General features: G+C 72.5%; 16 protein-coding genes and 3 tRNA genes. 10 read left to right on the top strand and 9 right to left on the bottom strand.

The window, feature by feature from the left end; translation table 11 throughout:
* Window positions 1-2: 2 nt before the first annotated feature.
* Window positions 3-1,514, bottom strand: a complete 1,512-nt coding sequence (locus WMF11_RS20190; RefSeq protein WP_437553914.1) for a sigma-54-dependent transcriptional regulator — start codon at window positions 1,512-1,514, stop codon at window positions 3-5.
* A 119-nt stretch (window positions 1,515-1,633) separates the two neighbouring features.
* Between WMF11_RS20190 and WMF11_RS20185 the strand changes: the two genes are divergently transcribed.
* The 6 genes from WMF11_RS20185 (at window position 1,634) to WMF11_RS20160 (ending at window position 9,483) form a co-directional block, all read left to right on the top strand.
* Window positions 1,634-2,491 carry an outer membrane protein assembly factor BamD gene (locus tag WMF11_RS20185; protein ID WP_437910028.1) on the top strand — a complete coding sequence of 286 codons (858 nt, stop codon included), beginning with the start codon at window positions 1,634-1,636 and terminating at the stop codon, window positions 2,489-2,491.
* Complete coding sequence (locus WMF11_RS20180) at window positions 2,488-2,802, top strand: hypothetical protein (RefSeq protein WP_044965207.1); 315 nt, start codon at window positions 2,488-2,490, stop codon at window positions 2,800-2,802. Before WMF11_RS20185 ends, WMF11_RS20180 begins: the two co-directional genes overlap by 4 nt.
* A gap of 110 nt (window positions 2,803-2,912) precedes the next feature.
* Window positions 2,913-3,389: a transcription elongation factor GreA gene (gene greA / locus WMF11_RS20175; RefSeq protein WP_437718555.1), complete on the top strand. Its 477-nt coding sequence runs from the start codon at window positions 2,913-2,915 to the stop codon at window positions 3,387-3,389.
* Window positions 3,386-6,898, top strand: coding sequence for a sulfatase-like hydrolase/transferase (locus WMF11_RS20170; RefSeq protein ID WP_437978609.1), 3,513 nt, complete (start codon window positions 3,386-3,388; stop codon window positions 6,896-6,898). Before greA ends, WMF11_RS20170 begins: the two co-directional genes overlap by 4 nt.
* Before the next feature lie 31 nt (window positions 6,899-6,929).
* Entirely contained in the window at window positions 6,930-8,225 is a 1,296-nt protein-coding gene (locus WMF11_RS20165; RefSeq protein ID WP_437910024.1) for a hypothetical protein, read from the top strand.
* Window positions 8,212-9,483 (top strand): outer membrane protein assembly factor BamB family protein, encoded by a 1,272-nt coding sequence (locus WMF11_RS20160; RefSeq protein ID WP_437553906.1) that lies wholly within the window; start codon window positions 8,212-8,214, stop codon window positions 9,481-9,483. Before WMF11_RS20165 ends, WMF11_RS20160 begins: the two co-directional genes overlap by 14 nt.
* A 611-nt stretch (window positions 9,484-10,094) precedes the next feature.
* Here WMF11_RS20160 and WMF11_RS20155 read toward each other — a convergent pair.
* Entirely contained in the window at window positions 10,095-10,691 is a 597-nt protein-coding gene (locus WMF11_RS20155) for a GNAT family N-acetyltransferase (RefSeq protein WP_437553904.1), read from the bottom strand.
* 72 nt (window positions 10,692-10,763) lie between these two features.
* Window positions 10,764-12,458, bottom strand: coding sequence for a hypothetical protein (locus WMF11_RS20150; RefSeq protein ID WP_437978608.1), 1,695 nt, complete (start codon window positions 12,456-12,458; stop codon window positions 10,764-10,766).
* Between the two features lie 477 nt (window positions 12,459-12,935).
* On the opposite strand from WMF11_RS20150, the gene WMF11_RS20145 reads away from it, so the two are divergent.
* The gene (locus tag WMF11_RS20145; RefSeq protein WP_437553900.1) at window positions 12,936-14,363 is read left to right on the top strand and encodes a serine/threonine protein kinase; all 1,428 of its coding nucleotides are present in this window, start codon (window positions 12,936-12,938) and stop codon (window positions 14,361-14,363) included.
* 23 nt (window positions 14,364-14,386) lie between these two features.
* Here the strand turns inward: WMF11_RS20145 and WMF11_RS20140 are convergent, their stop codons facing one another.
* From WMF11_RS20140 to WMF11_RS20130, 3 genes are all read right to left on the bottom strand, one after another.
* Window positions 14,387-15,235 carry a hypothetical protein gene (locus WMF11_RS20140; protein ID WP_437910017.1) on the bottom strand — a complete coding sequence of 283 codons (849 nt, stop codon included), beginning with the start codon at window positions 15,233-15,235 and terminating at the stop codon, window positions 14,387-14,389.
* A 166-nt stretch (window positions 15,236-15,401) separates the two neighbouring features.
* The gene (locus tag WMF11_RS20135) at window positions 15,402-16,529 is read right to left on the bottom strand and encodes a carboxylate-amine ligase (protein WP_437553898.1); all 1,128 of its coding nucleotides are present in this window, start codon (window positions 16,527-16,529) and stop codon (window positions 15,402-15,404) included.
* Complete coding sequence (locus WMF11_RS20130; protein WP_437910015.1) at window positions 16,526-17,509, bottom strand: ATP-grasp domain-containing protein; 984 nt, start codon at window positions 17,507-17,509, stop codon at window positions 16,526-16,528. The genes WMF11_RS20135 and WMF11_RS20130 overlap by 4 nt, the downstream gene beginning before the upstream one ends.
* 384 nt (window positions 17,510-17,893) lie before the next feature.
* On the opposite strand from WMF11_RS20130, the gene WMF11_RS20125 reads away from it, so the two are divergent.
* The 3 genes from WMF11_RS20125 (at window position 17,894) to WMF11_RS20115 (ending at window position 18,329) form a co-directional block, all read left to right on the top strand.
* Window positions 17,894-17,965: transfer RNA gene (locus WMF11_RS20125), tRNA-Val, on the top strand.
* 45 nt (window positions 17,966-18,010) lie between these two features.
* Window positions 18,011-18,087, top strand: a tRNA-Asp gene (locus tag WMF11_RS20120).
* A 165-nt stretch (window positions 18,088-18,252) separates the two neighbouring features.
* Window positions 18,253-18,329, top strand: a tRNA-Asp gene (locus WMF11_RS20115).
* A 93-nt stretch (window positions 18,330-18,422) separates the two neighbouring features.
* On the opposite strand, the gene WMF11_RS20110 is transcribed toward WMF11_RS20115, so the two are convergent.
* The 3 genes from WMF11_RS20110 to WMF11_RS20100 all read right to left on the bottom strand — a co-directional run bounded on the left by WMF11_RS20110 (window position 18,423) and on the right by WMF11_RS20100 (window position 23,343).
* The gene (locus WMF11_RS20110) at window positions 18,423-19,961 is read right to left on the bottom strand and encodes a hypothetical protein (RefSeq protein ID WP_437553894.1); all 1,539 of its coding nucleotides are present in this window, start codon (window positions 19,959-19,961) and stop codon (window positions 18,423-18,425) included.
* 117 nt (window positions 19,962-20,078) lie between these two features.
* Window positions 20,079-21,440, bottom strand: a complete 1,362-nt coding sequence (locus WMF11_RS20105) for a sugar transferase (protein ID WP_437553892.1) — start codon at window positions 21,438-21,440, stop codon at window positions 20,079-20,081.
* A 451-nt stretch (window positions 21,441-21,891) separates the two neighbouring features.
* On the bottom strand, window positions 21,892-23,343 hold the full coding sequence (locus WMF11_RS20100) for a hypothetical protein (RefSeq protein ID WP_437978607.1): 1,452 nt from the start codon (window positions 23,341-23,343) through the stop codon (window positions 21,892-21,894).
* Between the last annotated feature and the right edge of the window lie 217 nt (window positions 23,344-23,560).

The following is a 23,560-nucleotide window of genomic DNA, read 5'->3' as shown; positions in this document are numbered from 1 at the left end:
GCTTACGGCGCCTCACCTCGCTTGATGCCGTACGCGCGGATCTTCTTGTGGAGGTTCGTGCGCTCGACGCCGAGCAGGACGGCCGCGCGCGAGATGTTCCAGTCGAGGCTGGCCAGCACCTCGACGATGTAGCGGCGCTCGGACCGGTCGCGGAACTCGCGGAGCGTGAGGCGAGGGCGCTCCGGCTCGTGGCGGGCCGCGCCCGCGGGCGGCTCGGCCGCGCCGGGGGCGGGGGGCGCCGCCGCGCCGTCACCGGCGGCCCCCTGCGCGTCGTCCTCGAACGGGTTCTCGTGCGGATCCTCCGGGAGATCGGCGATCGTGACGACATCGCTCGAGAGGATCGCGGCGCGCTCGATCACGTTCTTGAGCTCGCGGACGTTGCCCGGCCAGCTCCGGCGCTCGAGCGCGGCGTAGACCACCGGATCGATGGCCTTCTGCTTGAGGCCGTTCTCGTTGCAGAACGCCGCCATGAACGCGTCGGCGAGCGCGCGCAGGTCCTCCATGCGGTCGCGCAGCGCCGGGCTCTTGATGGGGAACACGGCGAGGCGGAAGAAGAGGTCCTCGCGGAACCGCAGCGCGGCGACCTCGCGCGAGAGGTCCTTGTTCGTCGCGGCGAGCACGCGGACGTCGACGTACCGGCTGTGCTCGCTGCCGACGCGGCAGATCTCGCCCGACTGCAGCGCGCGCAGCACCTTGGCCTGGGCGGCGAGGTCCATGTCGCCGATCTCGTCGAGGAACAGCGTGCCGCCGTGGGCCTGCTCGAAGAAGCCCCGCTTCGGTCCGCTCGCCCCGGTGAACGCGCCGCGCTCGTGGCCGAACAGCTCGCTCTCGATGAGCTCGCGCGGGATCGCGGCGCAGTTGACCCGGACGAAGGGGCCCCGCGCCCGCGGCGACAGCCGGTGGATGGCGCGGCTGACGAGCTCCTTGCCCGTGCCGCTCTCGCCCGTGATGAGCACGCTCGCCTTCGTGGGCGCGACGCGGTCGATCTCCTTGAACAGCCGCTGCATCGCCGCGCTCTGGCCGATCATCTCGTAGCGCGCCTGCACCTGCGCCTTGAGGTCCTCGACCTCTCGAGCGAGCCGCGAGTTCTGCAGCGCGTTCTTCACGCCCACGAGGACGCGCTCGCGGTTCAGCGGCTTCTCGAAGAAGTCGCTGGCGCCGAGCTTGATCGCCTTCACCGCGTCGTTGACGGTCGCGTGGCCGCTGATCACGATCACCGGGAGCTCGCGGGTGGCGTCGTCCTGGCGCACGCGCTGGAGGAGGTCGAGGCCGTTCATGCCGGGCAGGAGCAGGTCGACGAGGGCGAGGTCGACGGGGCTGTCGCCGTGCGCGAGCAGCTCCAGCGCCGCCTCGGCGCTCGGCGCCTCCGCGACCTGGTAGCCCTCGCCCTGCAGCACCAGCGCGAGGGTGCGGCGGATGTTGCGCTCGTCGTCCACCACGAGCACGGTGGGCGCGGCGGCGCCTCCTGGCGGGGCGGTGGCCGCTGGGGCGAGCGGCGGAGAGGAAGCGGGCATGGGTCGACCATACCCCAGCTCAGCCGTGCGCTACGATGCGGGGAGCGAAGGAGCACAGGCCCGCCCCCGCGGCGGAAGCCCTGGCGCGCCGGCGCCGGATTGGGTACGAGGCCTGCTCGATGAGACCCTCCGCCGCTGTCCTCGCCCTCGCCGGGTGCCTCGCTGCCCTCGGCGGGCTCGCGGGCTGCGATTTCGAGCTCAACGACGGCCGCACCGCGACCCTCACGTACACCGAGGACGCGCGCGCCGCGTACAACGAGGCGATGGCCGCCTTCCAGGCCAAGGACTGGGAGGACGCGCGCGCCCTCTTCGGCGAGGTGAAGCGGCTCTTCCCTTACAGCCGCTACGCCCGGCTCGCCGATCTCAGGATCGCGGACCTCGATTTCGAGCAAGGAAAGTACCCGGAGGCGATCTCGGAGTACCGCGCGTTCATCCAGGAGCACCGGACGGACCGGAACGTCGAGTACGCGAAGTACCGGATGGCGAAGGCGCTCTACCTGGACATCGACGACACGGTGTTCCTGCCGCCGGCCGAGGAGCGCGATCAGGCGACCACGCTCGAGGCCTACAAGGAGATCCGGACGTTCCTCCGGCAGTACCCGCGCAGCCGGTACCGCGAGGACGCGGCCTACATGCTCGAGGTCGTGACGGGGCGGCTCGTGCGCCACGAGCTCTACGTCGCGCGCTACTACCTCAAGGAAGACGCGTTCGACGCGGCCCTCGCGCGGATCGACTACGCGCTGCGGACCTTCCCTGGCTCCGGGCTCGATCCGGAGGCGCTCGTCCTCAAGGGCGAGACGCTCCTCAAGATGAAGAAGCCCGACGAGGCGCGCGCCGTGTTCGAGTCGGTCATCCGGGACTGGGGCGGCCCGTTCGCCGTGACCGCGCGCCGGTTCCTCGACGAGATGGGCGGGCCGCGCGGCATGCCTGCCAAGAAGGCGGCGTCGGGCCGCGCCCCCGCGGGGCCGCGGCTGTGACGCAGGCCGTCGGGCGGCCGTCCTCCGGCGCTCGCTACGTGCTGGAGCAGGCCGACGCCGGAGATGCGCCAGGGGAGTTCGTGTACCGGGGCCTCGTGCGGCTCCCGGACGCGGACGTCCCGGTCGAGGTGCGGGTCGCCGAGGCGACCGGCGCGGCCACGGCGACGGTGGACGCCGCGGCCGTCCCGCACGGCGGACCGCACCCCGAGGAGCTCTCCAGGACGGCGGCGGCCCTCGTCCGGAGCGCGACCAAGTCAGCGGACGCCCATGCGCGGCGGCCGCCGCGGAAGATCGTTCGCTGGCGCGGCTAGGCGAAGGCGGCGGGGGCACGCGCTGCGGTCCGGGCGCCCGGCGCCTCGGGCGATCGGCGCGCCCAGGGCCGTCGTCTCCCGGCCGGGAGCCATGCTAAAAGCGTCCCACCATGTCCGAGAAAGTACCGATGACGCCCGAGGGGCAAGTGCGGCTCCGCGAAGAGATGCGACGGCTGAAAGAGATCGACCTGCCGCAGGTCGTCAAGGACATCGGGACGGCCCGGGAGCACGGCGATCTCTCCGAGAACGCCGAGTACCACGCCGCCAAGGAGCGGCAGGGCATGATCGTCGCCCGCATCAGCTACCTCGAGCAGACGCTCTCGCGCGCCGAGGTGATCGATCCGTCGAAGCTGAGCGGCAGCAAGGTCCAGTTCGGCGCCAAGGTCAAGCTCGCGAACGTGGACACGGACGAGGAGCAGAGCTTCCAGATCGTCGGCCCCGAGGAGGCCGATCTCAAGGTCGGGCGCATCTCCATCGCCTCGCCGCTCGCGCGCGCGCTGCTCGGCCATGAGGTCGGCGAGGAGGTCCGCGTGAACATGCCCGCCGGGCCGCGCACGTACGAGATCCTCGAAGTCTCCTACGCATGACCGAGCGCAACGGGGCCGCTCCGATGCGCCCGCGGGGCCATGGGGGCGCCAGCCGGCCTCCTGGGGGGCCCGCGCCCTCCGGGCGGCCCCTCCTGGGGAGCCGGCCTGACACGACGGCCGCCGGGGAGGGGATCGCCGGCGTCGTGCCGGGGCCGGCCGGCCACCGGGCCCCGGCGGCGCCGCGCCCGCACGCCGGGCCGGCGCGCCCGTCCACCCCGGCGCCCGCGCCGAGCCGCGCCACCTTCCCGAGCGGGAGCTCCGACGCGCCTCCGAGGAAGCTGGAGACGGAGATCGGGTGGCGCATGGCGGACGCCTACCTCGCGATCGCGGCGCTCGCGCTCGCCGAGCTCCTGGTCGTCGGCGTGTGGCGGTGGCGAGAGCTCCTCGGGCCCTACGAGCTCGGCCGCGCCCTGCGCGACCTCTTGCCGCTCGCGCTCTCGGCCGCGGCGCCGTGCGCCGCCGTCCTCGGCGCGGTGCTCGAGATCGTCATGCGCGCCGAGCGCAAGGCGTTCCGCGCCGCGGCCGCGCTGATCGCGGGCGCGTTCGGCGGCGCGGTGGCCTTCGGGGTCTCGACGGGGCGCATGCTCGAGGGCGGCCGGCGCGCGCCCTTCATCGCGGCGCTCGCGCTCGTCGCCGCCGCGGCGACGTTCGCTGCGGCGCCGCGCGCCGCGCGCGCCCTGAAGCGAGCGCGCGCCGCGGCCTCCGGCAGGTGGCTCCTCCTCGCGGCGATCTGCGCGATCGTCCTGCTCGAGGTCGCGAACGTGCGCGTCTTGCCGCGCCTCTACGCCGCCTTCCACCTGGGGCTCGCGGCGCTCACCCTCGCGGCGGCGACCTTCGCGACGCCGGCGCTGCCTGCCGGCGCGGCGCGCCTGGAGGACCTGCACGGGCGGCGCTCGCCCAGGCTGGTGCGCGCGGCGCTCGCGCTCGTCCTCTTCGCGTTCGGCGCGGCGCTCGCGCCCGGCGCCGCGGACAGGCTCGCGTCGGCGGACAACATCCGGCTGATCTACGCGACGAACGGCCCGCTGCTCGGCCACGTGGTCGAGCTCGCCGCCGTGCTGTCGCCGCCCGAGCCGCTCGACGCCGCGCCGCTCGACGAGCGCGCGAGCGGGCACGCCATCGATCTGCGGGGGCGCGACGTCGTGCTGATCAGCGTCGACGCCCTGCGCGCCGACCACGTGGGGGCGTACGGCTACGACAGGAAGATCACCCCGAACCTCGATCGCCTCGCGGCCGAGGGCGTGCGCTTCGACGCGGCGTACACGCCGACGCCGCACACGTCGTACGCGGTGTCGTCGCTCATGACGGGCAAGTACATCCGCCCGCTCGTGCTGCAAGGGCTCGGGGACGACTCCGAGACCTTCGCGCAGCACCTCCGCCGCTACGGCTACAAGACGGCGGGCTTCTATCCGCCGGCGGTGTTCTTCATCGACGGCGAGCGCTTCGGCGCGCTGCGCGACCGGGCGCTCGACTTCGAGTACCGGAAGATCGAGTTCGCGAGCGCCCAGCTCCGGCTGGAGCAGGTGCGGAGCTACCTCGCCGGGCTCGGGCCGGAGCAGCGCGCGTTCATGTGGGTGCACCTCTTCGAGCCGCACGAGCCGTACGAGGCGCACCCGGAGCACCCGCTCGGCGACCGCGACATCGACCGCTACGACGCGGAGATCGCCGTGGCGGACGCGGGGGTGGGCGCGATCGTGGACGAGGTCCGCAAGGGGCGCCCGGACGCCGTCGTGATCGTCACCGCCGATCACGGCGAGGAGTTCGGCGAGCACGGCGGTCGCTATCACGGCACGACCGTGTACGAGGAGCAGGCGCGCGTGCCGCTCGTCGTGAGCGCGCCCGGCCTGCTCTCGCCGCGCGTGGTCCGGGCGCCCGTGCAGCTCGTCGATCTCCTGCCGACGGTGCTCGCGGGGCTCGGCATCCCGAGGCCGGCGCGCGTGCGCGGCGCCGACCTCGGGCCGCTGCTCGCCTCCGGCGACGAGGCGGCGGAGCAGGGCAAGGCGGCCCCGCCGGGCGGGCCGCCCTCGCTCCCGGGCTTCGCGTTCGCCGAGACGGACACGCAGACGCTGCTCGCGAAGGGCACGCTGCGGCTCGTCTGCGCGCGCAAGATCGGCGCGTGCGCGCTCTACGACGTGGCGACCGATCCGCGCCAGCAGGAAGACATCTCCGCGCTGCGCCCGGCGGAGCTCGGCGCGATGCGGTCGGAGCTGCGCGCGATCGAGGCGTCGCACGGGCGCTACGAGGTCCGCGGCCTCCGGCAGGAGGGCAAGGGCTGGCCCGACGCGCTCCGCCGCGGCATCGCGGGCGACGCCGACGCGGTCGTCGAGGTCGCGGCGCTGCTCGACGACGCGGACGTGGCCATCCGGCGCAAGGCGGGCGAGGTGCTGTTCGATCTGCGCCGCTCCGAGGCGGCGCCCTCGCTGCGCCTCGCGCTCGTGCGCGACGAGGACGACGAGGTGCGGCGCTGGGCGGCGCTCTCGCTCACGCGGCTCGGCGAGGGCGCGCCGCTCACCCGTGATCTCGTCGTCGATCGCGATCGCAAGTGGCGGCGCCTCGCGGCGCTCGCGCTGGCGGAGTCGGGCGATCGCCGCGGCGACGACGTGCTCGTGGCGTGGCTGCGGCACGTGGTCCGCGGCCCCGAGCAGGACGGCGGCGCCGACGCGGGCGAGGTGACCTCGTTCGAGCGGGCGCGCGAGATCGTGGACGCGCTCGCCAAGATCCGGGTGAAGGCGGCGCTGCCGCCGCTCATCGCGGCGCTCGGCGACGTGCGGCTCCGCCCGTACGCCGCGGCCGCGCTCGCGGCGATCGGCGAGGACGCCGCGCGGCCGGCGCTCGCGGAGCGGCTGAGCCAGGAGCCGTACCAGACCGCGCGGGTCGCGATCGCGGAGGCCCTCGTGAAGCTCGGCGCCGGACCCGAGCTCCGGGCGCCGCTCTTGCGCATGCTCGGCACGCCCGATCCGCTGCCGGGGGGGCTCGGGTTCGCGCTCCGGGCCGACATCCTCGACCTGCTCGGCGGGCCGCGCGAGCGCGATCTCGGCCGCCTGCGCCGCTTCGCGAAGAGCGGGGTGGGCCTCGGCGTCGTGATCCCGAAGGCCGGCAACGGCAAGGGCGTGCGCGTCCTCTGCCGCGCGCGGACCGACGACGGCCGCGCCGGCGAGGTGCGGTTCGGCAGGCCCACGCGTGGCTGGCGCCCGCCGAAGCGGGACGGCGCGTCGCTCGTCCCGGCCAGCGCGCCGGAGCTCGATCCGGAGCGCGCGGTCACGCTCGCGATCCCGCCGGGGAGCGAGCCGACCGAGGCGTTCGCGACGCTGCCGCCCGCGGCGGGCGCTCAGGCCGGCAATTACGGCGATTTCGTGGTGTACGCGACCCAGAACGTCGAGGTGTCCGCGTGCGCCGTCGTCCCGCTCAGCGACGAGATCCCGCCCCCGCCGCCTGCGCCCTGGTCGCCCGAGGAGGCCGGGGCGCCGCCGCGCTCGGACGACGAAGCGCCCGCCGCTCACCGGCCAGATTGACGCCGCAGGCCGCGAGACTAGAGTCCGCCGCGTGTCGGACAAGGACCGAGAGCAGGCCGAAGAGAAATCCGCGCGGAGCGACGGCGATGTCGCCACGCGGAGCGATGGCGACGAGGACGGGGCCGCGGAGGCGGCCCCGGCGAGGCCGCCGCGCGGCGCTCCGGTGAAGGACGCCGGCGGCGACGACGGCGACGGCGAGGCCGCGCAGCGCGTGGCCGAGGCGCTCGGCGTCGGTGAGGCGGAGGAGGCTCCCGCGCCGGAGGCGGCGGGCGAAGAGGCGGCCGAGGCGGCGCCGAACCGCGCGGCCCGCCGCCGCGACGAGGCCACCACGCGCCGTCGCAAGAAGAAGGCGACCGGCGAGGAGCTGCCCAAGGACAAGAACGCCCGCGCGAAGGAGCTGCTCGCTCGCCGCAGGGAGCAGGCCGAGGGGCGCCGCCCGGTCCAGCTGTTGCCGGGCGAGATGGTCGAGGACGCGCTCAGCCGGATGAGCAGCGGCGCTGGCCGGTGGATCAAGGCGAACTTCCACATCCTCCAGTGGGGCGCGCTGGCGGCGATCGTCGCGACCGGCGGCGTGCTGTTCTACCTGTCGCGGGCCGAGAAGAAGGACGCCGTCTCTTCGTCGGCGCTCGTCTCGGCCGTCGCCGCGGACCGGGGCAGGGTGCTCGCCGAGGACACGCGCACCGAGGAGGAGAAGGAGCTCGACGTCACGAGGACCTTCAAGACCGCGGACGAGCGATCCGCCACCGCGCTCGCCGAGTACAACAAGGTCATCGACGAGCACGCCGGCACCGGGGCGGCGACGCTGGCGAAGCTCGGGCAGGCCGGGGTGCTGCTCGACAAGAAGGACTACGCGCACGCGCTGGACGCGTACAGCGTCGTGGTCTCGTCGCCGCTGGCCGGGGCCGATCCCGACGTGAAGGGGCGCGCCATCGAGGGCATCGCCTTCGCCCGGGAGGGCAAGGGTGATCTCGACGGCGCGCTCGCGTCGTTCAAGGAGCTCGAGGCGATCGACATGAAGGGCTACAAGGAGCTCGCGCTGTACCACCAGGCGCGGCTCCACCTGGCCAAGGGCGACACCGACAAGGCGAAGGAGCTGCTGAAGAGCGCGCACGAGAAGCTCCAGGCGCCGTCGACGGAGGGCCGCCCGTTCCAGTTCCTCGAGGCGGTCGTCGAGGAGATGCTGCGCAAGATCGATCCGGCCGCCGTGCCGCCCCGCGCCGCGTTCGGCGGTCCGAAGGGCCAGTCGATGACGCCGGAGGAGATCGAGCAGCTGCTCCGCCGGGCGCGTGAGAACGCGGAGAAGAAGGCGGGCGATGCGCCGCAATAGCCGCGCAGCGGGCGTCGCGCTCGTCTGGCTGGGGCTCGCGTCGCTGAGCGGCTGCGGCAACCTGGGCGTCGCAGCGGCGCCCGACGCGCCGCTCTGGCTCCACCACCCGGGCGGCGCCCTCGGCATCACCATGCGCCGCGAGCTCACCGCCGAGACGCGCAAGGTCGGCGAGGCCTACGAGCGCGGCCGCCCCGAGATCGACGTGGCGCACCGGCGTGTCTTCGTCGGATCGAGCGATCACGGGCTGTACGCGCTGCGCGCGGACACGAGCGACGTCCTCTGGCGCTTCGAGACGCTCGGCCCGGTGCAGTGCGAGCCGCTCTACGACGCCGCGTCGGACACGGTCTATTTCGGCTCGGACGATGGCGCGCTCTACAAGGTGCGCGCGTCCGATGGCGCGCTGCTCTACCGCTTCATGACCAACGCGAGGGTCGCGCGGCGGCCGGTGTTGCGCGACGGCGTGCTCTACGTGACGAACTCGAACGACACGCTGATCGCGCTCGACGCGGCGACGGGGGCGATGCGCTGGCACCAGCACAGGACGCCGGCGGGCGGGATGGAGATCTCCGGGCACGCGGGGCCGGCGCTCGGCCGGGACAAGGTCTACACCGCGTTCTCGGACGGGGTCGTGATGGCCTACGACCTCAAGGACGGGTCCGAGCAGTGGGCGCTCGTCGACCTGGCTGCCGAGGCCGAGCAGAGCGCGGGCGGCCAGACGCCGAAGTACCTCGACACGGACACCACGCCGGTCCTCGGGAAGATCGCCTCGGGCGATGTGGTCTTCGTGGCGGGTTACGCGGGCGGGGTCTTCGCGCTCGACGCAGAGAACGGGACCCGGGCCTGGATGAACGAGGCGGCGGTCGGCGTGACCGAGCTCCTCCTGTGGGAGCAGCCTGCGCACCAGCCTCGGAGCGGAGGCGGTCCGATCGTGCCCGCGCGGAAGGTGCTGCTTGCGTCCTCCGGCATGACCGGCCTGTGGGCGCTCGATCCGGAGGATGGCCGCACGATCTGGCGCCGGGACCTGCCTGACGGCGGCATCTCGGCCCCCGTGCCGTTCTCGGGGGCGCTGCTGGTGACGACCACGCGCTACGGGATCTTCCTGTTCTCTCCGCTGGACGGGGCCGTGATCGACGGCATCGAGACCGGCGGCGGCATCGCGATGACGCCGGCGGCGTACGGCCGGCGCGCGTTCGTCCTGACGAACGGCGGCTCGCTGCTGAGCCTCGACGTCGAGACGCCCCCGGTTCCGAAGGGCTGAACACACGTACAGATTGAGGCGCGGCGGCTCGATGCTGGCGGGCCGAAGGGCGCGCTCGGCGTTGCGGACGACGCCTTGAGGCGCGTTGCGGGGCTCCGTGGTGCATCCGGCCAGGTCTCGTGGCGGGCAGAGCCAGGGGTGGCGGCCGAGACCGTCCGTGGGCGAGGCCGACCGACCCAGGTCGCCGCGGGCGAGGCCGACCGACCGACCCAGGTTGCGGCGACCGGTATGGCTGACCCAGGTTGCCGCGGGCGAGGCCGACCGACCGACCCAGGTTGCGGTGCGGCCGACCCAGGTTGCCGCGGGCGAGGCCGACCGACCCAGGTTGCGGCGACCGCGACCGCCGCGGGATGCGGCCCGATCGGCCCTCAGGTGCATGGATTTGCTCGTGAAATCGAGCCGAGCTCCCCTGCCGGCCGCACCTGCATTGGATCGCATAAGAAACATTATGTCAACTCGCGCCGCCAGTCGGTTTTCCGGGCTCCACGGCTGGCGCGGGCGCAGCCAGGCGAACCCCGGCCGGGCCGTCGCGCGCTTCTGCAACCGCGCCCCTTCGCCCGGGCGCCCGCCGGCTCACGACGGCCCCGAGCGAACGGTCCGCCCGGCCGGGCTCAGCTCTCGCTGCGCTCGTCGCCCCCGTCGCCCTCGTCCAGCGCTTCAGGGCGTTGCGGCGGGATGGCCGCCCACAGGATGACCTCGCCGGCTCGGGCCGGCGGGCTCCCGGAGGCCTCCTGCTCGCTCCACCACGCGCGGACCTTCGCCGGCGCGCCCTCGCCGAGCGGCTGGAAGCCCTTCTTCTCGTAGAAAGCCTGGGCCCCGCTCGCCTTCGCCCTGGAGCGCACCACGACCTGCTCCATGCCGAGCTCGCGTGCTCGATCCTGGAGGTCCGCGAGCAGCCGCGTCCCGATGCCGCCTCGCTGGTGGTCCGGGTGCACCGAGAGCTCCTCCAGGACTGCGACCCCGGGCGCCTCGTCGCGCCACGCCAGGTAGCCGGCTACCTCGTCGTCCGCCTCCGCCACGCGCACGTCGTGTCGCCGCGTCAGCGCGGCGAGATCGGCGAGCGTCCGCGCCTCGATCTCCGCCGCCCCAGGGCCAGCCTCGCGCTGCGTCGCCGTACAGGCCTGCTCCAGCGCTACGAGCGCCGGCAGCTGGGCCTCCTGCAGTCCTGTCACGCGGATCCGCTTCGGGGCTGTCCGTTCGTCATGCATCCCCCGAGGCTACCGTCGATGCGCGGGATGCCCCACTTCTTGCCGAACGTGTCCCCGCGGCGCCGCGGCAGCTCAGCTGCGCAGCTGGAGCAGCCGCGCGATCGTCTCGCCGTCCCCGGGGCTCAGCGGGACGAGGATCCCGAGCGCCGCGCCCCGGGGCGGAGCGTTCCTTCCGTCCATCGGCACGAGCCGGAGCTCCCCGGCGCTCGAGATGCCGATCACCGCGATCCGCAGCGCCGGCAGCGGCTCGATCTGCGACGCGGGCAGCCGCGGCGGTGGCGCCTGCCATTCCCCTTCGTACGGCGGATCGCTCCACGACGAGTCCTCCGACGAGCCCCCACGATCGTCCGTGGCGTCTCCCTGCGACCAGGACGCCGCATCTTCCGCGCGCTGCCCCTGCACCGCGTCCGAGGGCTCCCCCGCCAAGGTCGGGTCGCCCTGATGATCCGCAGAGGCGATGCCGGCGTCGGCTTCATCTGGCTCGGCCTCGGTCCAGTCGGCGCGGTCGTCGGACGCGTGGTCCGCCTCCGGTGCGGCCGCGGGCGGCTTGCCGTCGCCCGCCAGCTGCTCCAGGGCGAGCATCGGCGTCTCCTCGTCCAGATCCTCGATCCGGAGCTCCATCAGCACCCGCTGCTCCTGCGGGGTCAGGGGGCGGCGCGCGGTGCCCTCATCGTCCGAGCTCGGCCAGAGCCCCGGGCGCCGCTCGGTCGCCTCCTGCGAAGAGCCCGCGCCGAGCGGGACCGCCGGCCGCCGCGCCAACGCCGCGGCCATGGCCGTCGGCGTCGGCACCGTCGCGCGCTGATCGGCCGGAGGATCCGCGTCGGCCGGCAGCTGCTCCCCGCTGGCACTCTCGCGCGCGGCGTCCGACGCGCCTTGCCCCGGCTCCTGGCCAGCGAGCGCCCCCGCGGCCGGGAGCTTGACCGCCGGGACCTCCTCGGTCACCGCGGTGGTCGACGACACCCTCCCGTGGGGCGACGCCGCGAAGCCGGCGATCGCACGCGGGTTCGCCGGGACAGCGCGGCCAGGCGATCCGACCGCACCCGGCGGGGCGCCGGTCTTCGTCGCCGCGGCAGGGCGCGCCGGGAGCCCTGGCGCGTGGCTCGGCGTGCGCGCCGCGGGCGACAGCTGGGTCGGGGTCACCTCGCGCAGGGCCGCTGCGCTCACCGGCGCAGGGGCGCGCCCCGGCACCACCGACGCCGGCCGGCCCGGCCCCGCCGCGGGCCTGGGCACGGCGCCGTCGCGGAACATCGCCGCCGCGGACGGGATCGGCCCTGTCGGCGCATCGCCGGCGGGCGCGCGGACCGAAGGCGCCCGCATCGCGGCGGGCGGCGCGCTCGTGCCCGCGCCGCCGCGCTCGGCTCGTCCTGCGTCCACGCCCGGCGGGTGCGACGGTCGCGCCAATGCCCCCGGCGCGCTCGGCCTGGGCGGCGCCGCGCTCGCCGTCGCGGGAGGCGCGCCGGACGCCTGGGGAGGCGCGCTCGCGGCCGCATTCGGCGGCGCGCTCGCGGTCGTGGGCTGCGAGGCCGTGGCCGTATCCGCATCGAGCGCCGCGATCTTCTGCGCCACCTCCGCGGCGGCCTTGAAGAGCTCGAGGGCGCGCAGGTCGGCGTTGGCATCCGAGGCCTGCTCCGCTGCGCGGCGCAGCCATTTCAGGGCCTCGTCGCGCTCCCCGCGCCCCCACAGCGCGGTCGCGGTCGACAGCGCCCAGTGCACGTCTTCGTTGTCTTCGTCGTGAGGCGGCGGGATCGGGCGCAAATTGGCTTCCATGAGGCCTCGTCGAGCAGGTCGCTCACCGTGTATCACGACTCCAGCGCCCGCGTCTTCAACGCGAGCTGGCGCACTTTTCGCACCTTTGCGCGCACTTTTACACGCGTCTTTACACGCAACGAATCATTCCCTTTCGCCGCGCTCGGTTCCCCTCGGTTCCCATCGGTTCGCATCCGTTCCGATCTCCTCGCGCGCCACGTCGATCGCCCCGGCCGCGCTCGCCGCGTCCTCATCTTCGGGCCGCGCTCGCCTACCCTCCGCTGCGATGCGTCCCTCCGAGGCGCCTTCGCCCCCGAGCTTGAGGTCGGTATACGCTTCGTGGCACCCTGGCTTTGCGGGACCTCCTTCGTGACGTGCAGGCGCGATGGCGCTGCGTCGCTCCGGCAGACGTCGAGGCTACGGGCCTCCACGAACGTAACGGTGGCACTCGAGCCCTACCCCTCCAAACTCCGCCTCCCCATCTAGTAGGACCACCGCGTGCAGATCCTGTCGGACCTCAAGCCTGGAGACACGCTGGGCCGCTACGAGCTCCTCATGCCGGTCGCCCGTGGAGGGATGGCGGCCGTCTGGGCGGCGCGCCTCGTGGGATCCCGCGGCTTCCAGAAGATCGTCGCCATCAAGACGATGCTGCCGGAGTTCGGCGACGACCCGGCCTTCGAGGCCATGTTCCTCGACGAGGCGCGGCTCGCGTCCCGCATCCGGCACCCCCACGCGGTCGAGATCGTCGAGCTCGGCGACGAGAACGGCGTGCTCTACATCGTCATGGAGTGGGTCGACGGCGACACGATCGCCTCGCTGAACAAGCAGGTGAAATCGACCGGCGGCGTCCCCCTGCCGATCCTCCTGCGCATCGCCTCGAGCATCTGCGCCGGCCTGCACGCCGCGCACGAGCTGCGCGACGACGAGGGCAGGCTCGTCGACCTCGTGCACCGCGACATCTCCCCGCAGAACGTGATGGTGTCGTTCGACGGCATCGTGAAGATCGTCGACTTCGGCGTCGCCAAGGCCACGGGCCGCCTGCACGAGACGCACGTCGCCGGCCAGCTCAAGGGCAAGATCCCGTACCTCTCGCCGGAGCAGCTCACGTCGGGCAAGGTCGATCGGCGCGCCGACATCTTCTCGCTCGGGGTCCTCCTCTACACGACCCTCAGCGGCTACCACCCGTTCCGCGGCAAGACCGACGCGAAGACGATGGAGAACATCATTCGCTTCGCCCCCGTCCCCATCCGCGAGCTCGTGCCGGACATCCCCTTCGATCTCGCGCTGGCGATCGAGCGCGCGCTGGCCAAGGATCCGGCGGACCGCTGGAGCGACTGCGCGTCGTTCCAGCGAACGCTCGACCAGATCGCGATCTCTCTCGGCACCCCGGTCACGGAGGGCGACGTCGGCCGCTTCGTCCGCGAGACGCTCGGGGACGCCGTGACCGAGCGCCGGAAGAAGCTCGCGACGGCGATCCAGCTCGCGGACAGCCGCTTGTCGGCGCGGGGGGAGCTCCGCGCCACGTCCGGGCGGCGAGGCGAGCCGCGCAGCAGCAAGCGGCCGCCTGCCGGGAACACGCCGCTGCCGGCCACGTTCGCCGGCATCCTCCCCGTCTCTCTCGACGAGCCGCCGCCCAAGTCCTCCTTCCCGCCGCCCTCCAGCCGCAAGCTGCCGGTCAAGTCCGCGCCTCCGGCCCTGATGACGCCGGCGCCCCGCCGACGGCGGCGGTGGCCCCGCCGCATCTTCCTGGCCCTGGTCGTGGTCCTGCTGCTCGTCTCGGGGGCGGCGCTCGCCGCCCGCGCGGGCCTCCTGCCCGTGCCCGGCGAGGTCCACGACGCCCTTCGCGACGTGCGCGCGCTCCTTCGCGGCGCGCGCGAGCTGCTCCGCGGCGTCCTCGAGCGGCTGAGCGCGCTCCTCGCGGACTAGCGCGGACTAGCTCCCCGCGGCCGTCACTTGATGCCGGCGGACGGCTCCGGCAGGCAGACGCCGAGCGCGCAGAGCAGCAGGTTGACGTCGCCTGCGGCGCAGTACACCTGCCGCGCGCAGTAGTCGTCGTAACCGCAGAGCTGATGGCAGGACGCCTCGTTCCCGAGCGCCCCGGTGAACGTCATGCAGGACCAGCCGCTCGACAGCCAGAGCCCCTCGGGCCGCTTCGTGTCGAAGAGGCACGCGTCGGCGCGCGTCTCCGGGTCGAACACCTCCGCGGTGCAGGCGTCGCCTCCGGACAGCTTGCCCCGCGCGGCGGACATCGTGTTGAGCAGGTAGGTCACGTCGCACGCCTGATCCGAGGCCGAGTCCCGCGCGATCCGGGCGCGCAGCTCGTCCTTCCTCGCCGCGTAGGATCGGACCGCGCGGATCGCGCCCGTGACCTGGTTGTTCCCGCCGTCGGGCTTCGTCCCTTCGGCGAGCGCCGCCAGCACCTTCTCGACCAGCTGCTCCGTCTCCGGATCGGCGCCCGCGGAGCCGTCCTTCGCGTAGCCGAGCCGGATGGTCGAGGGCGGCGTGCGCGACGTGCACGGCTTCGCGTGCGCCCAGAGCTCCTCGCTCACGATGGGCGGCCGCTTGGTGAACGGCTGCTTGCAGACGCCCACCGATCCGGGAGGCAGCGAGCCGGAGGCCCGCGGCGTCGGCTGCCCAGGACCTTCGTTGACGTACTCGGTCGACGCGCAACCCGCGGCGCCCGCGGTGACGGACAGCGCGAGCAGCCAGCCCACCGAGAGAGCTGCGACGCAGCGATGCGGAGCGTTTCCCACGGCCGCACGGTAGCAGAGCCGGAGCGCGAGCAGAAATTCTCGCACGGAGGCGCGCCTCGGCCGGCGGCCGCCTCTCGATGCGCCCTGCCCTCCCCGCCGCCCCTGCCCCGCCGAGCGCCTCCGCGGGAGCCGCCCGCGGCCGGGAGGAGGGCTCCTCCCGGCGCGCGGCCTCCCCACGGCGCCCACGGCGTCCTCCGCCGCCGGGCAGCTCTTAGAGGCCCAGGCTCGACTGCTCGATCAGGTCGTCGACCACGGCGTGGAAGCTCTTCGTCCGGGCGTAGACCGCGAGCTGGCGATCCGCGCTCGTCCCTTCGTGGAGGATCCTCCGGATCCGCTCGAGCTCGCCCTGCGATCCGAAGATCTCCGCCGACTCCTGCACGAACTCGAGGAGCTCGCCCACGAGGTGGCGGACGGGGACCTGCTCCTGCTTCCCGAAGTCGATGAGCTGCCCGTCGAGGCCGTAGCGCACGGCGCGCCACTTGTTCTCCTCGATGAGCTCCTGCCGGTACTCGCGGAACCCGAGGTTGCGCCGGTAGAGGAGGTAGAGCTTGCCCATGACGGCCTGGACGAGCGCGGCCAGCGCCACGGTGTCGTCGAGGCGCGTGGTCATGTCGCAGATCCTCACCTCGACCGTGTCGAAGAACGGGTGCGGGCGGACGTCCCACCAGATCTTCTTCGCGTTGTCGATGCAGCCCGTCTTCACGAGCAGATCGACGAAGCGCTGGAAGTGGCCGTACGACTCGAAGAGCCCCGGGATCCCGGTGCGCGGGAAGCGCTTGAAGATCTCGCTGCGCGTGCTCTTCAGCCCCGAGGGGCGGCCGAGCCAGAACGGCGAGCTCGTGGAGAGCGCGAGGATGTGCGGCAGGAAGTAGCGGACCTGGTTCGCGAGGGCCATCGCCACCTCGCGGTCCTTGACGCCGACGTGGACGTGCAGCCCGAAGATGAGGTTGGCGCGGGCGACGTCCTGCAGGTCCTCCACGATGCACCGGTAGCGCTCGCCGTCGGTGATGTCCTGCTTCTTCCAGTCGCTGAACGGGTGCGTCCCGGCCGCGACGATCCGCATCCCCCCTCGCCGCGCGAGCGCGTTCAGGCTGCCGCGCAGCTCGACGAGCTCTCCCCTCGCCTGCCGGATGTCCCGGCAGACCCCGGTGCCCGTCTCCACGACCGACTGGTGCATCTCCGGGCGGGCCCGGCCGCGCAAGAGCTCGTGGCCCGGCCCCCCCTCGAGCAGCTGGCTCACGTACGACCGCAGCTCGCGCGTCTCCGCGTCGACGATCTGGAACTCCTCCTCGATGCCCAGCGTGAACTGGCCGTCGAGGAGCCCCTCGACGTCGGTCATGACGAGGCCCCGAGCCGGACCTTGCCCACGGAGGGCCGGACGAGCCTCGACCACGCGTAGCCGTCCCTCGTCCGCCGGTCGCCCCTCGAGCACTCCACTGCGAACGCGACCATCCAGTCGACGGCGATGTTGAAGTACCGCTCCCGCAGGTGCTCGATGTGCATGTCCGGCGCCGGGTTCGTGAAATCGATCGCGTACGGGACGCCATCGCGGATCGCGAACTCGATCGAGTTCATGTCGTAGCCGAGCGCCTTGTTGATCTTGATCGCGTCCTCGATGACGCGGTCGTGCAGCGCCTTCGGGAGCCACCGCTCGTTCTCGTGCTGCACGTAGCAGCCGCGGAGCCCCGTGGGGCCGATCGCCCTGGGGTCGTACTGGATCGGGAGGACGCGATCCTTCCCGACGCAGATGCAGCGGACGTAGTCGTCGAAGTCGATGAACTCCTGCAGGGTCATGACGTTCTGCCCCGAGGCGTTGTAGGCGGCGAGCAGCTCCTCCTGGCTGCGCACCACCGACACGTCCTTCCACCCGCCGCCGTCCGCGGGCTTGAGGATGGCCGGGAAGCGCACGTAGTCGATGATCGCCTCCCAGTTGAGCGGATACTCGAGGTTGCGGAGGCTGCGTTCCTTGACGATCGCCGGGATGTAGTCGCGCTGGGGCAGCATGACGGTGCGCGGCGTCGCGATGCCGATCTGCGACGCCAGCGAGTAGCCGAAGAACTTGTCGTCCGCGCTCCACCAGAACGGGTCGTTGATCACGTACGCCCCGCCGAGCGCGGCGGCCTTCAGGTAGAAGCGGTAGTGCTTCACCTCCTGGCTGATCCGGTCGATGAGCACCCGGTACGGGCTCTCGAACCGCTCGGGTGTCCCGCCGAGCTTCGCGATCTCCGCCCGGACGCCCGGAATCTTGTTGCACCTCTCGAGGAAGGCCTGAGGGAACGACTGTTCCCAGCCGACGAGGATGCCGATCTTCTCCGCCATACGTTGCTTGCTCCTCCACTACGCGACCACGCGGCTGGCGCCGCTGACGCACAGCGTAGCGCGGACACATGGGAATTTTACGCTGGAAGTGTGTCGATGAGTCAGGTTGTCACACGGTCCAACAGCTCTGTTCGCACGTCTGCCAGGCGCGTTCGTGACAGCGCTTGCCGTCGCAGCAAACGAGCGACGCGAAGCGCGGGCGCGGCGCGGCACGGATCGCGAGGGCGGAGACCGGGGGCGGGCCCGCGCGACGGCGGGCGGCGCGTGGCGAACGCCACGGAGATCCAGGGGCAGGCGCGGGCTCGATCAGCCAGGGACGGAGGCCGCGAGAAATAAATCTTGACGGACTCCGTTCGGCGAGTACAGTCGCGCACCTCTCCGACGGGGCGGGTAGCTCAGCGGCAGAGCGTCGGCCTTACAAGCCGATGGTCGCAGGTTCGACCCCTGTCCCGCCCACTTCCTGGGTTCAGGGGCCTGGGTGATCTGTAGTGATGTCAGTCTGGGGTGGTAGTTAAGTTGGTTATAACGCCGGCCTGTCACGCCGGAGGCCGCGGGTTCGAGTCCCGTCCACCCCGCCAGCTTTCTTCCCTGTCATCAGAGTCGATGCTCGCCTGAGCCTCCCTCGGTTGGCTTGCATCGCTCGGTGCATGCCAGGCGAGGAGGTTGGCTCATGGCGAGCTTGCTCATGGGAAGCAAAGCCGAGCTGGCTCGGCGCTCGCTGAGCGATCGTATCCCTGACGTCTGGGGTGGTAGTTAAGTTGGTTATAACGCCGGCCTGTCACGCCGGAGGCCGCGGGTTCGAGTCCCGTCCACCCCGCCAACGCTTCTTGAATCGCCGCCGCGCCGCCGTCCGCCGTCGCACTTCTGACAGGCCGGGCGCTTCAGGCGTGGCGCACGTGGCGCGCAGCGCGCCTCAGTCGCCGCGCTGCGAGAGCGTGAGCAGCGCCTTGACCTTCGCGTACGAGATGTAGGGGTTGTCCTCGGCGCCCCCGAGATCATCGGCGTCCTCGCCCGTGCCCTGGGCCCGCACCGGGATCCAGAGATAGTCCGGGTGGAGCTCCTTGCCGTTGACCCCGTTCACGATCGAGGGGTTCTTGATCCACTCGCCGCCCAGGATGGTGAGGTTCTCGTCGAGCTCCAGCACGTAATGCAGCTCCGACACGGAGAGCGGCACGGTGCGCTGCTCGGGCGGCGTGAGCAGCGTCTCGCCGGTGACCGAGTCGGAGATCATCCAGAAGCGCGCGGCGACGCGGACGAAGCGCGTCGCGCCCGGGTTGAACCTGTAATTGTAGCAGTCGGCGCCCGCATACGCGCCGCCGCACAGGAGCCGCGCGGCCTGCCGGACGTCCACCTCCTCGATGACATCGATCGAGAACTGCTTCACGGGGAAGCTCCACACCTCGACGTCCCAGGTGTGGTCGACGATGAACATGAGCTTCTGTCGCTGGGTCGAGTCGCCGTGGAGCGGCTTTGCTCCGACCCCGAGCAGCCCGGTCATGGCCACGTGCATCGTGGCCGGGTTCAGGTCGCGGCAGGCGGGGTCGACGGGCCTGCCGTAGACGTCGCGCATCGTCCGATCCGCCCGCGTCTCGCAGCGGCGCCCCGAGAAGGTCACCGAGTCGCTGAAGTAGAGCTCGCTCATCAGCGCCTCGATGTCCGCCATGCGGAACAGGACGCAGCCGGTCTCCGCCGCGGCGCACTCGGTCACCTTCGCGCCGGAGAGCTTCACCCGGACGTCGCGGCGCGGCCCGGCCCCCTCGGCGGCGACGTAGGCCGACCACCCGTTGCAGTGCCCCCACCAGTACTCCGGGTAGACACCCTGGTAGAGCCCGTGATGCTGTAGCTCCCAGCGCGTGGCCGGGCCGGCCACGACCACCGTCGGCTGGATATACGGAGGATTGCGCAGGTAGGGAGGCCTCCTCAGGTCATCCATGCTCCACGAGGCGATGGCCCCGAGCGTCTCCATCTGCCCCGAGTGGAACAGGACATCGTATTTCTCGACGGGAGAGATGTTGTCCGGGTCGGAGATCCGGTCGGAGTAGTTCTTGTTGGCCGAGTTCCAGCGATCGGCGATGCCGTTCTGCCGCTGCGGCCACCAGTTCGAGGCGAACGCGGTCGACTGCGCCTCGCCTTCCCGGAGCGTCGAGTTGAGCTGGAGCAGGGAGCCCCGGAGCTCGGGGTGCAGGTGCGAAGGCAGGTTGGCGCCGTCGAGCGCCTCGCGGCCGCCGGTTCGAGGGATGAGGAGCTGGTGCGCGCCGCCGAGGATCTGGCCGGTCTCGGGCGAGAAGCCGAGCACATACGGCAGCTCTCCGCCTTCCATGAAGCGGAAGGCCGAGACGTTCAGGCTGCTCGCCGCGACGGCGACGCTCTCTCCCGGCGCCGGGTCGAGCTCCGCGCAGCCCTGGACCAGAAGCACCGAGCTCACGACGCTCGCCCTCATCCACGTCTTCATCGACGAACCCCCCGGAGACCGACGCCCGCCGATCTCTCGCGCGTGCTCTGCAGAGGGCGCGCCACCGAGCCCGGCGGTAAAGAGCGCAGCCATTGCACGGCGCGGCGGCCGGACGATTCACCGTGCGCCGATGCGCCAGAGCACGACCTTCACGGTGTCGATGAGGATGGAGATATCGAACCAGAGCGAGAAGCTCTTCATATAATAGAGATCATACTGGAGCTTCTCCAGCGCGTCCTCGGCGGACGCGCCGTAACGGCAGCGCACCTGTGCGTGCCCCGTCACTCCCGGCTTCACGAAGAGCCGCTGCCGGAAGAAGGGGATTTGCTTCTCCAGAGCGGCGATGAACTCGGGGCGCTCGGGCCGCGGGCCCACCATGCTCATCTCGCCGACGAGCACATTCCAGAGCTGCGGCAGCTCGTCGAGGCGCGTCTTCCGGATGAAGCGCCCGACGCGGGTCACGCGCGGATCGTTCTCCGTCGCCCACGCCGCCCCGTCCTTCTCGGCGTCGGTCCTCATCGAGCGGAACTTGTGGATCCTGAACGGCTTCCCGAGAGCGCCTGTCCGGATCTGCGAATAGAGCGCCGGCCCCCTGGAGTCGAGCTTCACGAGGGCGGCCGTGAGCGCCATCAGCGGAAGCGCGAGGACGAGCCCGGCGGTCGCGCACGCGACGTCGAAGATCCGCTTCGCGATCCGCGTCCGCCGCCGCACGCTGAACCCGTGAGAGAAGATGATCTGGCTCGGCTTCAGCTCGCGCACGCAGATCTTGCCGGTCACGCGCTCGTAGAAATCCATACCCTCCTCGATCTCGACGCCGCGGAGCTTCAGATCGAGCAGCTCTTCCAGCGGGAAGGCGGCGCGGCGATCGGACGTCGCCACGATCACCGCCGCGACGCCGCGCTGCTCGACGAGGCGGCGGAGGTCACGGTACCTCCCCGCGATCTCGGCCTCGTCGATCGGCTCCTCGTCTCGGACGAGCCGGCCGGCGAGGCGCAGCCCGAGGACCTGTCCATCCTTCCGGATGAGGGCCGCGCACGAGCGGGCGAGCTCGCCTGAGCCCAGCACGACCGCGCGCTTGGAGAAGCTCTCGCTCCTCATCACCCGATCACACGCCGCGCGCCACGCGGGGAGCACGAGCGCCGCCGCCCCGAGCGACGTCAGGATCACCCGGTCGCTGATCTCCGCGTCCGGCACGAGCCAGAACGCGAGCCACAGCACGGCCGCCGCCAGGCCGAGCGCCCGGAACGTCGTCAGGACCAGCGCCCGTGCTCTGGGAGGCTCGGGCCCGTAGAGGCCGTGATAGTAGAGCGACACCAGCGCAACCAACGAGATGCTCGCTGTCCGTCCGAAGCGCTCCCCATCGAGCATGTGCTCCCAGCCCACGAGCACGCCCGGCGCGCAGCACACCAGGAGCGAGAGCAGGCTGGCCTCGACAAACCACACCATCGCCCGGCGCGGCGACCGGAACAGCTCCAGCATCGTCCCTCCACTCGTCGGCCCCGGGCGGTCGCACATCACGGCGCGTCGCCTCTGACGGGGCACCTACGGTTGTAGTTGAACCTACACTAGAGCAGACCGGGGCAGATCGCCAGATGCCTCCGACGAATCTCATTTCATGACGGCGGACTGAGCCGCCGCGCGCGAGGCCGGGCCCGGCGAAATTGGGGCTTTTGCGGCCGGGTCGCGGCGATGACGTGCGACCTGTCGTGGGGAGTCGCGGCGCGAGAACGCCATCGACGGATTGCCTACGTCGAGTCCTTAGCGTCACGTGGACCGAGGCTGAGCCGCCACGCGCCACGCGCCACGCGCCACGCCAGCCACGCGCGCGCCGCCCGGTGCACGGTCGTCTCGCCGGCTCTCCGGCGGCTGAGCCGTCGCGCGGGTGGGCGCGCCGCCTCCTGCGGGGGAGCGATTGGCGTGTCGCGGGGGCTTATCGCGCGTCGCGCGTCGCGCGCGGGCCGGCTTGCGCGGCGCGCGCGGGTGGGGCCTCGCCGGAGGTGTCGCCGCCGCCGTCGGGCTCGCGGCCTGGCTCGGGCGCCTGCCAGCGGCCGGAGGGCATCCCCTGGATCATCGCGCCGCGGCGCTCGTCGTCCCATGCGCCGTCGGGATCGCGGCGGAGCGTCCGGTGTCGATCCGTCGATAGCGTCCCCGAGATCCCGGCGCTGACGATGCTCCTCAGCGAGCCGCCGGCCTCACCTGCGCTCGGCGCCGGATCGAGCGCGGCGCGCATGTACTCCAGATCGACGCCGCCGCTCAGCGCGAGCCCGCGCCAGAGGGGATAGGAGATCTCCGCGCCCGCGAGCGCGGTGGTCGTGGACAGCGACCCTTCCCTCGAGGGCGCCGCCGCGCCGGGGGTGAGGTGGAGCGGCGGATTGGCGGCGACGGGGGCGCTGCCGGTCGAGAAGCGGGCGACCCCGGTCACGATGAGGTCCCGGGTCGCGCCGCCCCGGGCGGGCCGAAAGCTCGCTTCGAGGGACGCCTCGTGCTCGTGTCCGAATCCGATCCTCGGCCCGAGCGACGTGTAGGCATAGGCATAACCCGCCGTCAGCCGATAGCGCTCCTCCACGTAGGTGAGCCCGAGCCGCGCCGCCGGCGAGATCACGGCGTCGCGCGACGACAGCACCGGAGGCGGGCTCGCGACGGTCACGCCGCCGGCGACGCGCGTCGAGAGGTTCCGCGTGAGCTCGTGAGACTCGGAGAGGAGCGCGGCGCCGGCGTGGACGCGGGCCGCGCCGCGCGTGAGATCGGTGTCGAGCAGCGCGTGATGGTACCGGGTGACCTCGTACCGGAGCTCGGGTGTGAGCGTGTCCTGCGCGCCGAGGTCGAACGAGGTGCTCACCTCGGCGCGCCCCGTGTGCGCGTCGATCCCGACCGCGGCAGGGTCGTCCGCCGAGAGCGCGCCCGCCTGCTCGTAGCCGACGCCGACGCGCACCGAGGAGCGCCGCGACGCCGTGATGGAGAGGGCCGGCGCGGCGGAGAGCGTGTATTGCAGGCGATCGCCGGACAGGAACGGATCGCGCGCGGCGAGCGCGTCGTCGGCGCGCACGCCGAGGCGCGTCGCGAGGTAGCCGGCCGCGGCCATGGAGAGATCCGCGAGCGGCGAGAGCGCCCAGCCCGCTCCCCCGCCGAGCCGCGCCGAGGCGCTGTCGGAGGGCGTGAGTCGAGCCGGGTCGAGCGAGACCTGAAATACCCGCTCGTAGCTTCCATCGACGCTCACTCCATAACGAGACACCTCGCCCCGGAGAGAGCCCTCGAGCGAGCCAACGACGCCAGCCATCAGCGCTCCCGAGCCCACGTCCCCGACGTTCGACGCCACGCTCTGCTCCAGCGCCGCCCGCGCCGTCACGTCGGAGTCCCACATCGGCAAGACGAACGAGAACACGCGCCCCCTCGCTGTCGAGCGGCAAGCCCCGCGGCACGGAGCGACCCGAATCGGCCGCCCTTCCCTCCCCGGCAGCACGCCCGGCGCCCGGAGCGTCCCACGTTCGATGATGTTTGCAACATTACAAATTTGGCCTCGGCGTGCGCGTGCGCGTGCCATCGCGTGCAGCGCGTGCAGCGCCAGGGGCTGAGCGGCGCCGCCGGGGACGCTCCTGAAA

The organism is Sorangium sp. So ce295, assembly GCF_051527405.1.
GTDB lineage: Bacteria > Myxococcota_A > Polyangia > Polyangiales > Polyangiaceae > Sorangium > Sorangium cellulosum_B.
This window is presented reverse-complemented; position numbering and strand designations above follow the sequence as displayed.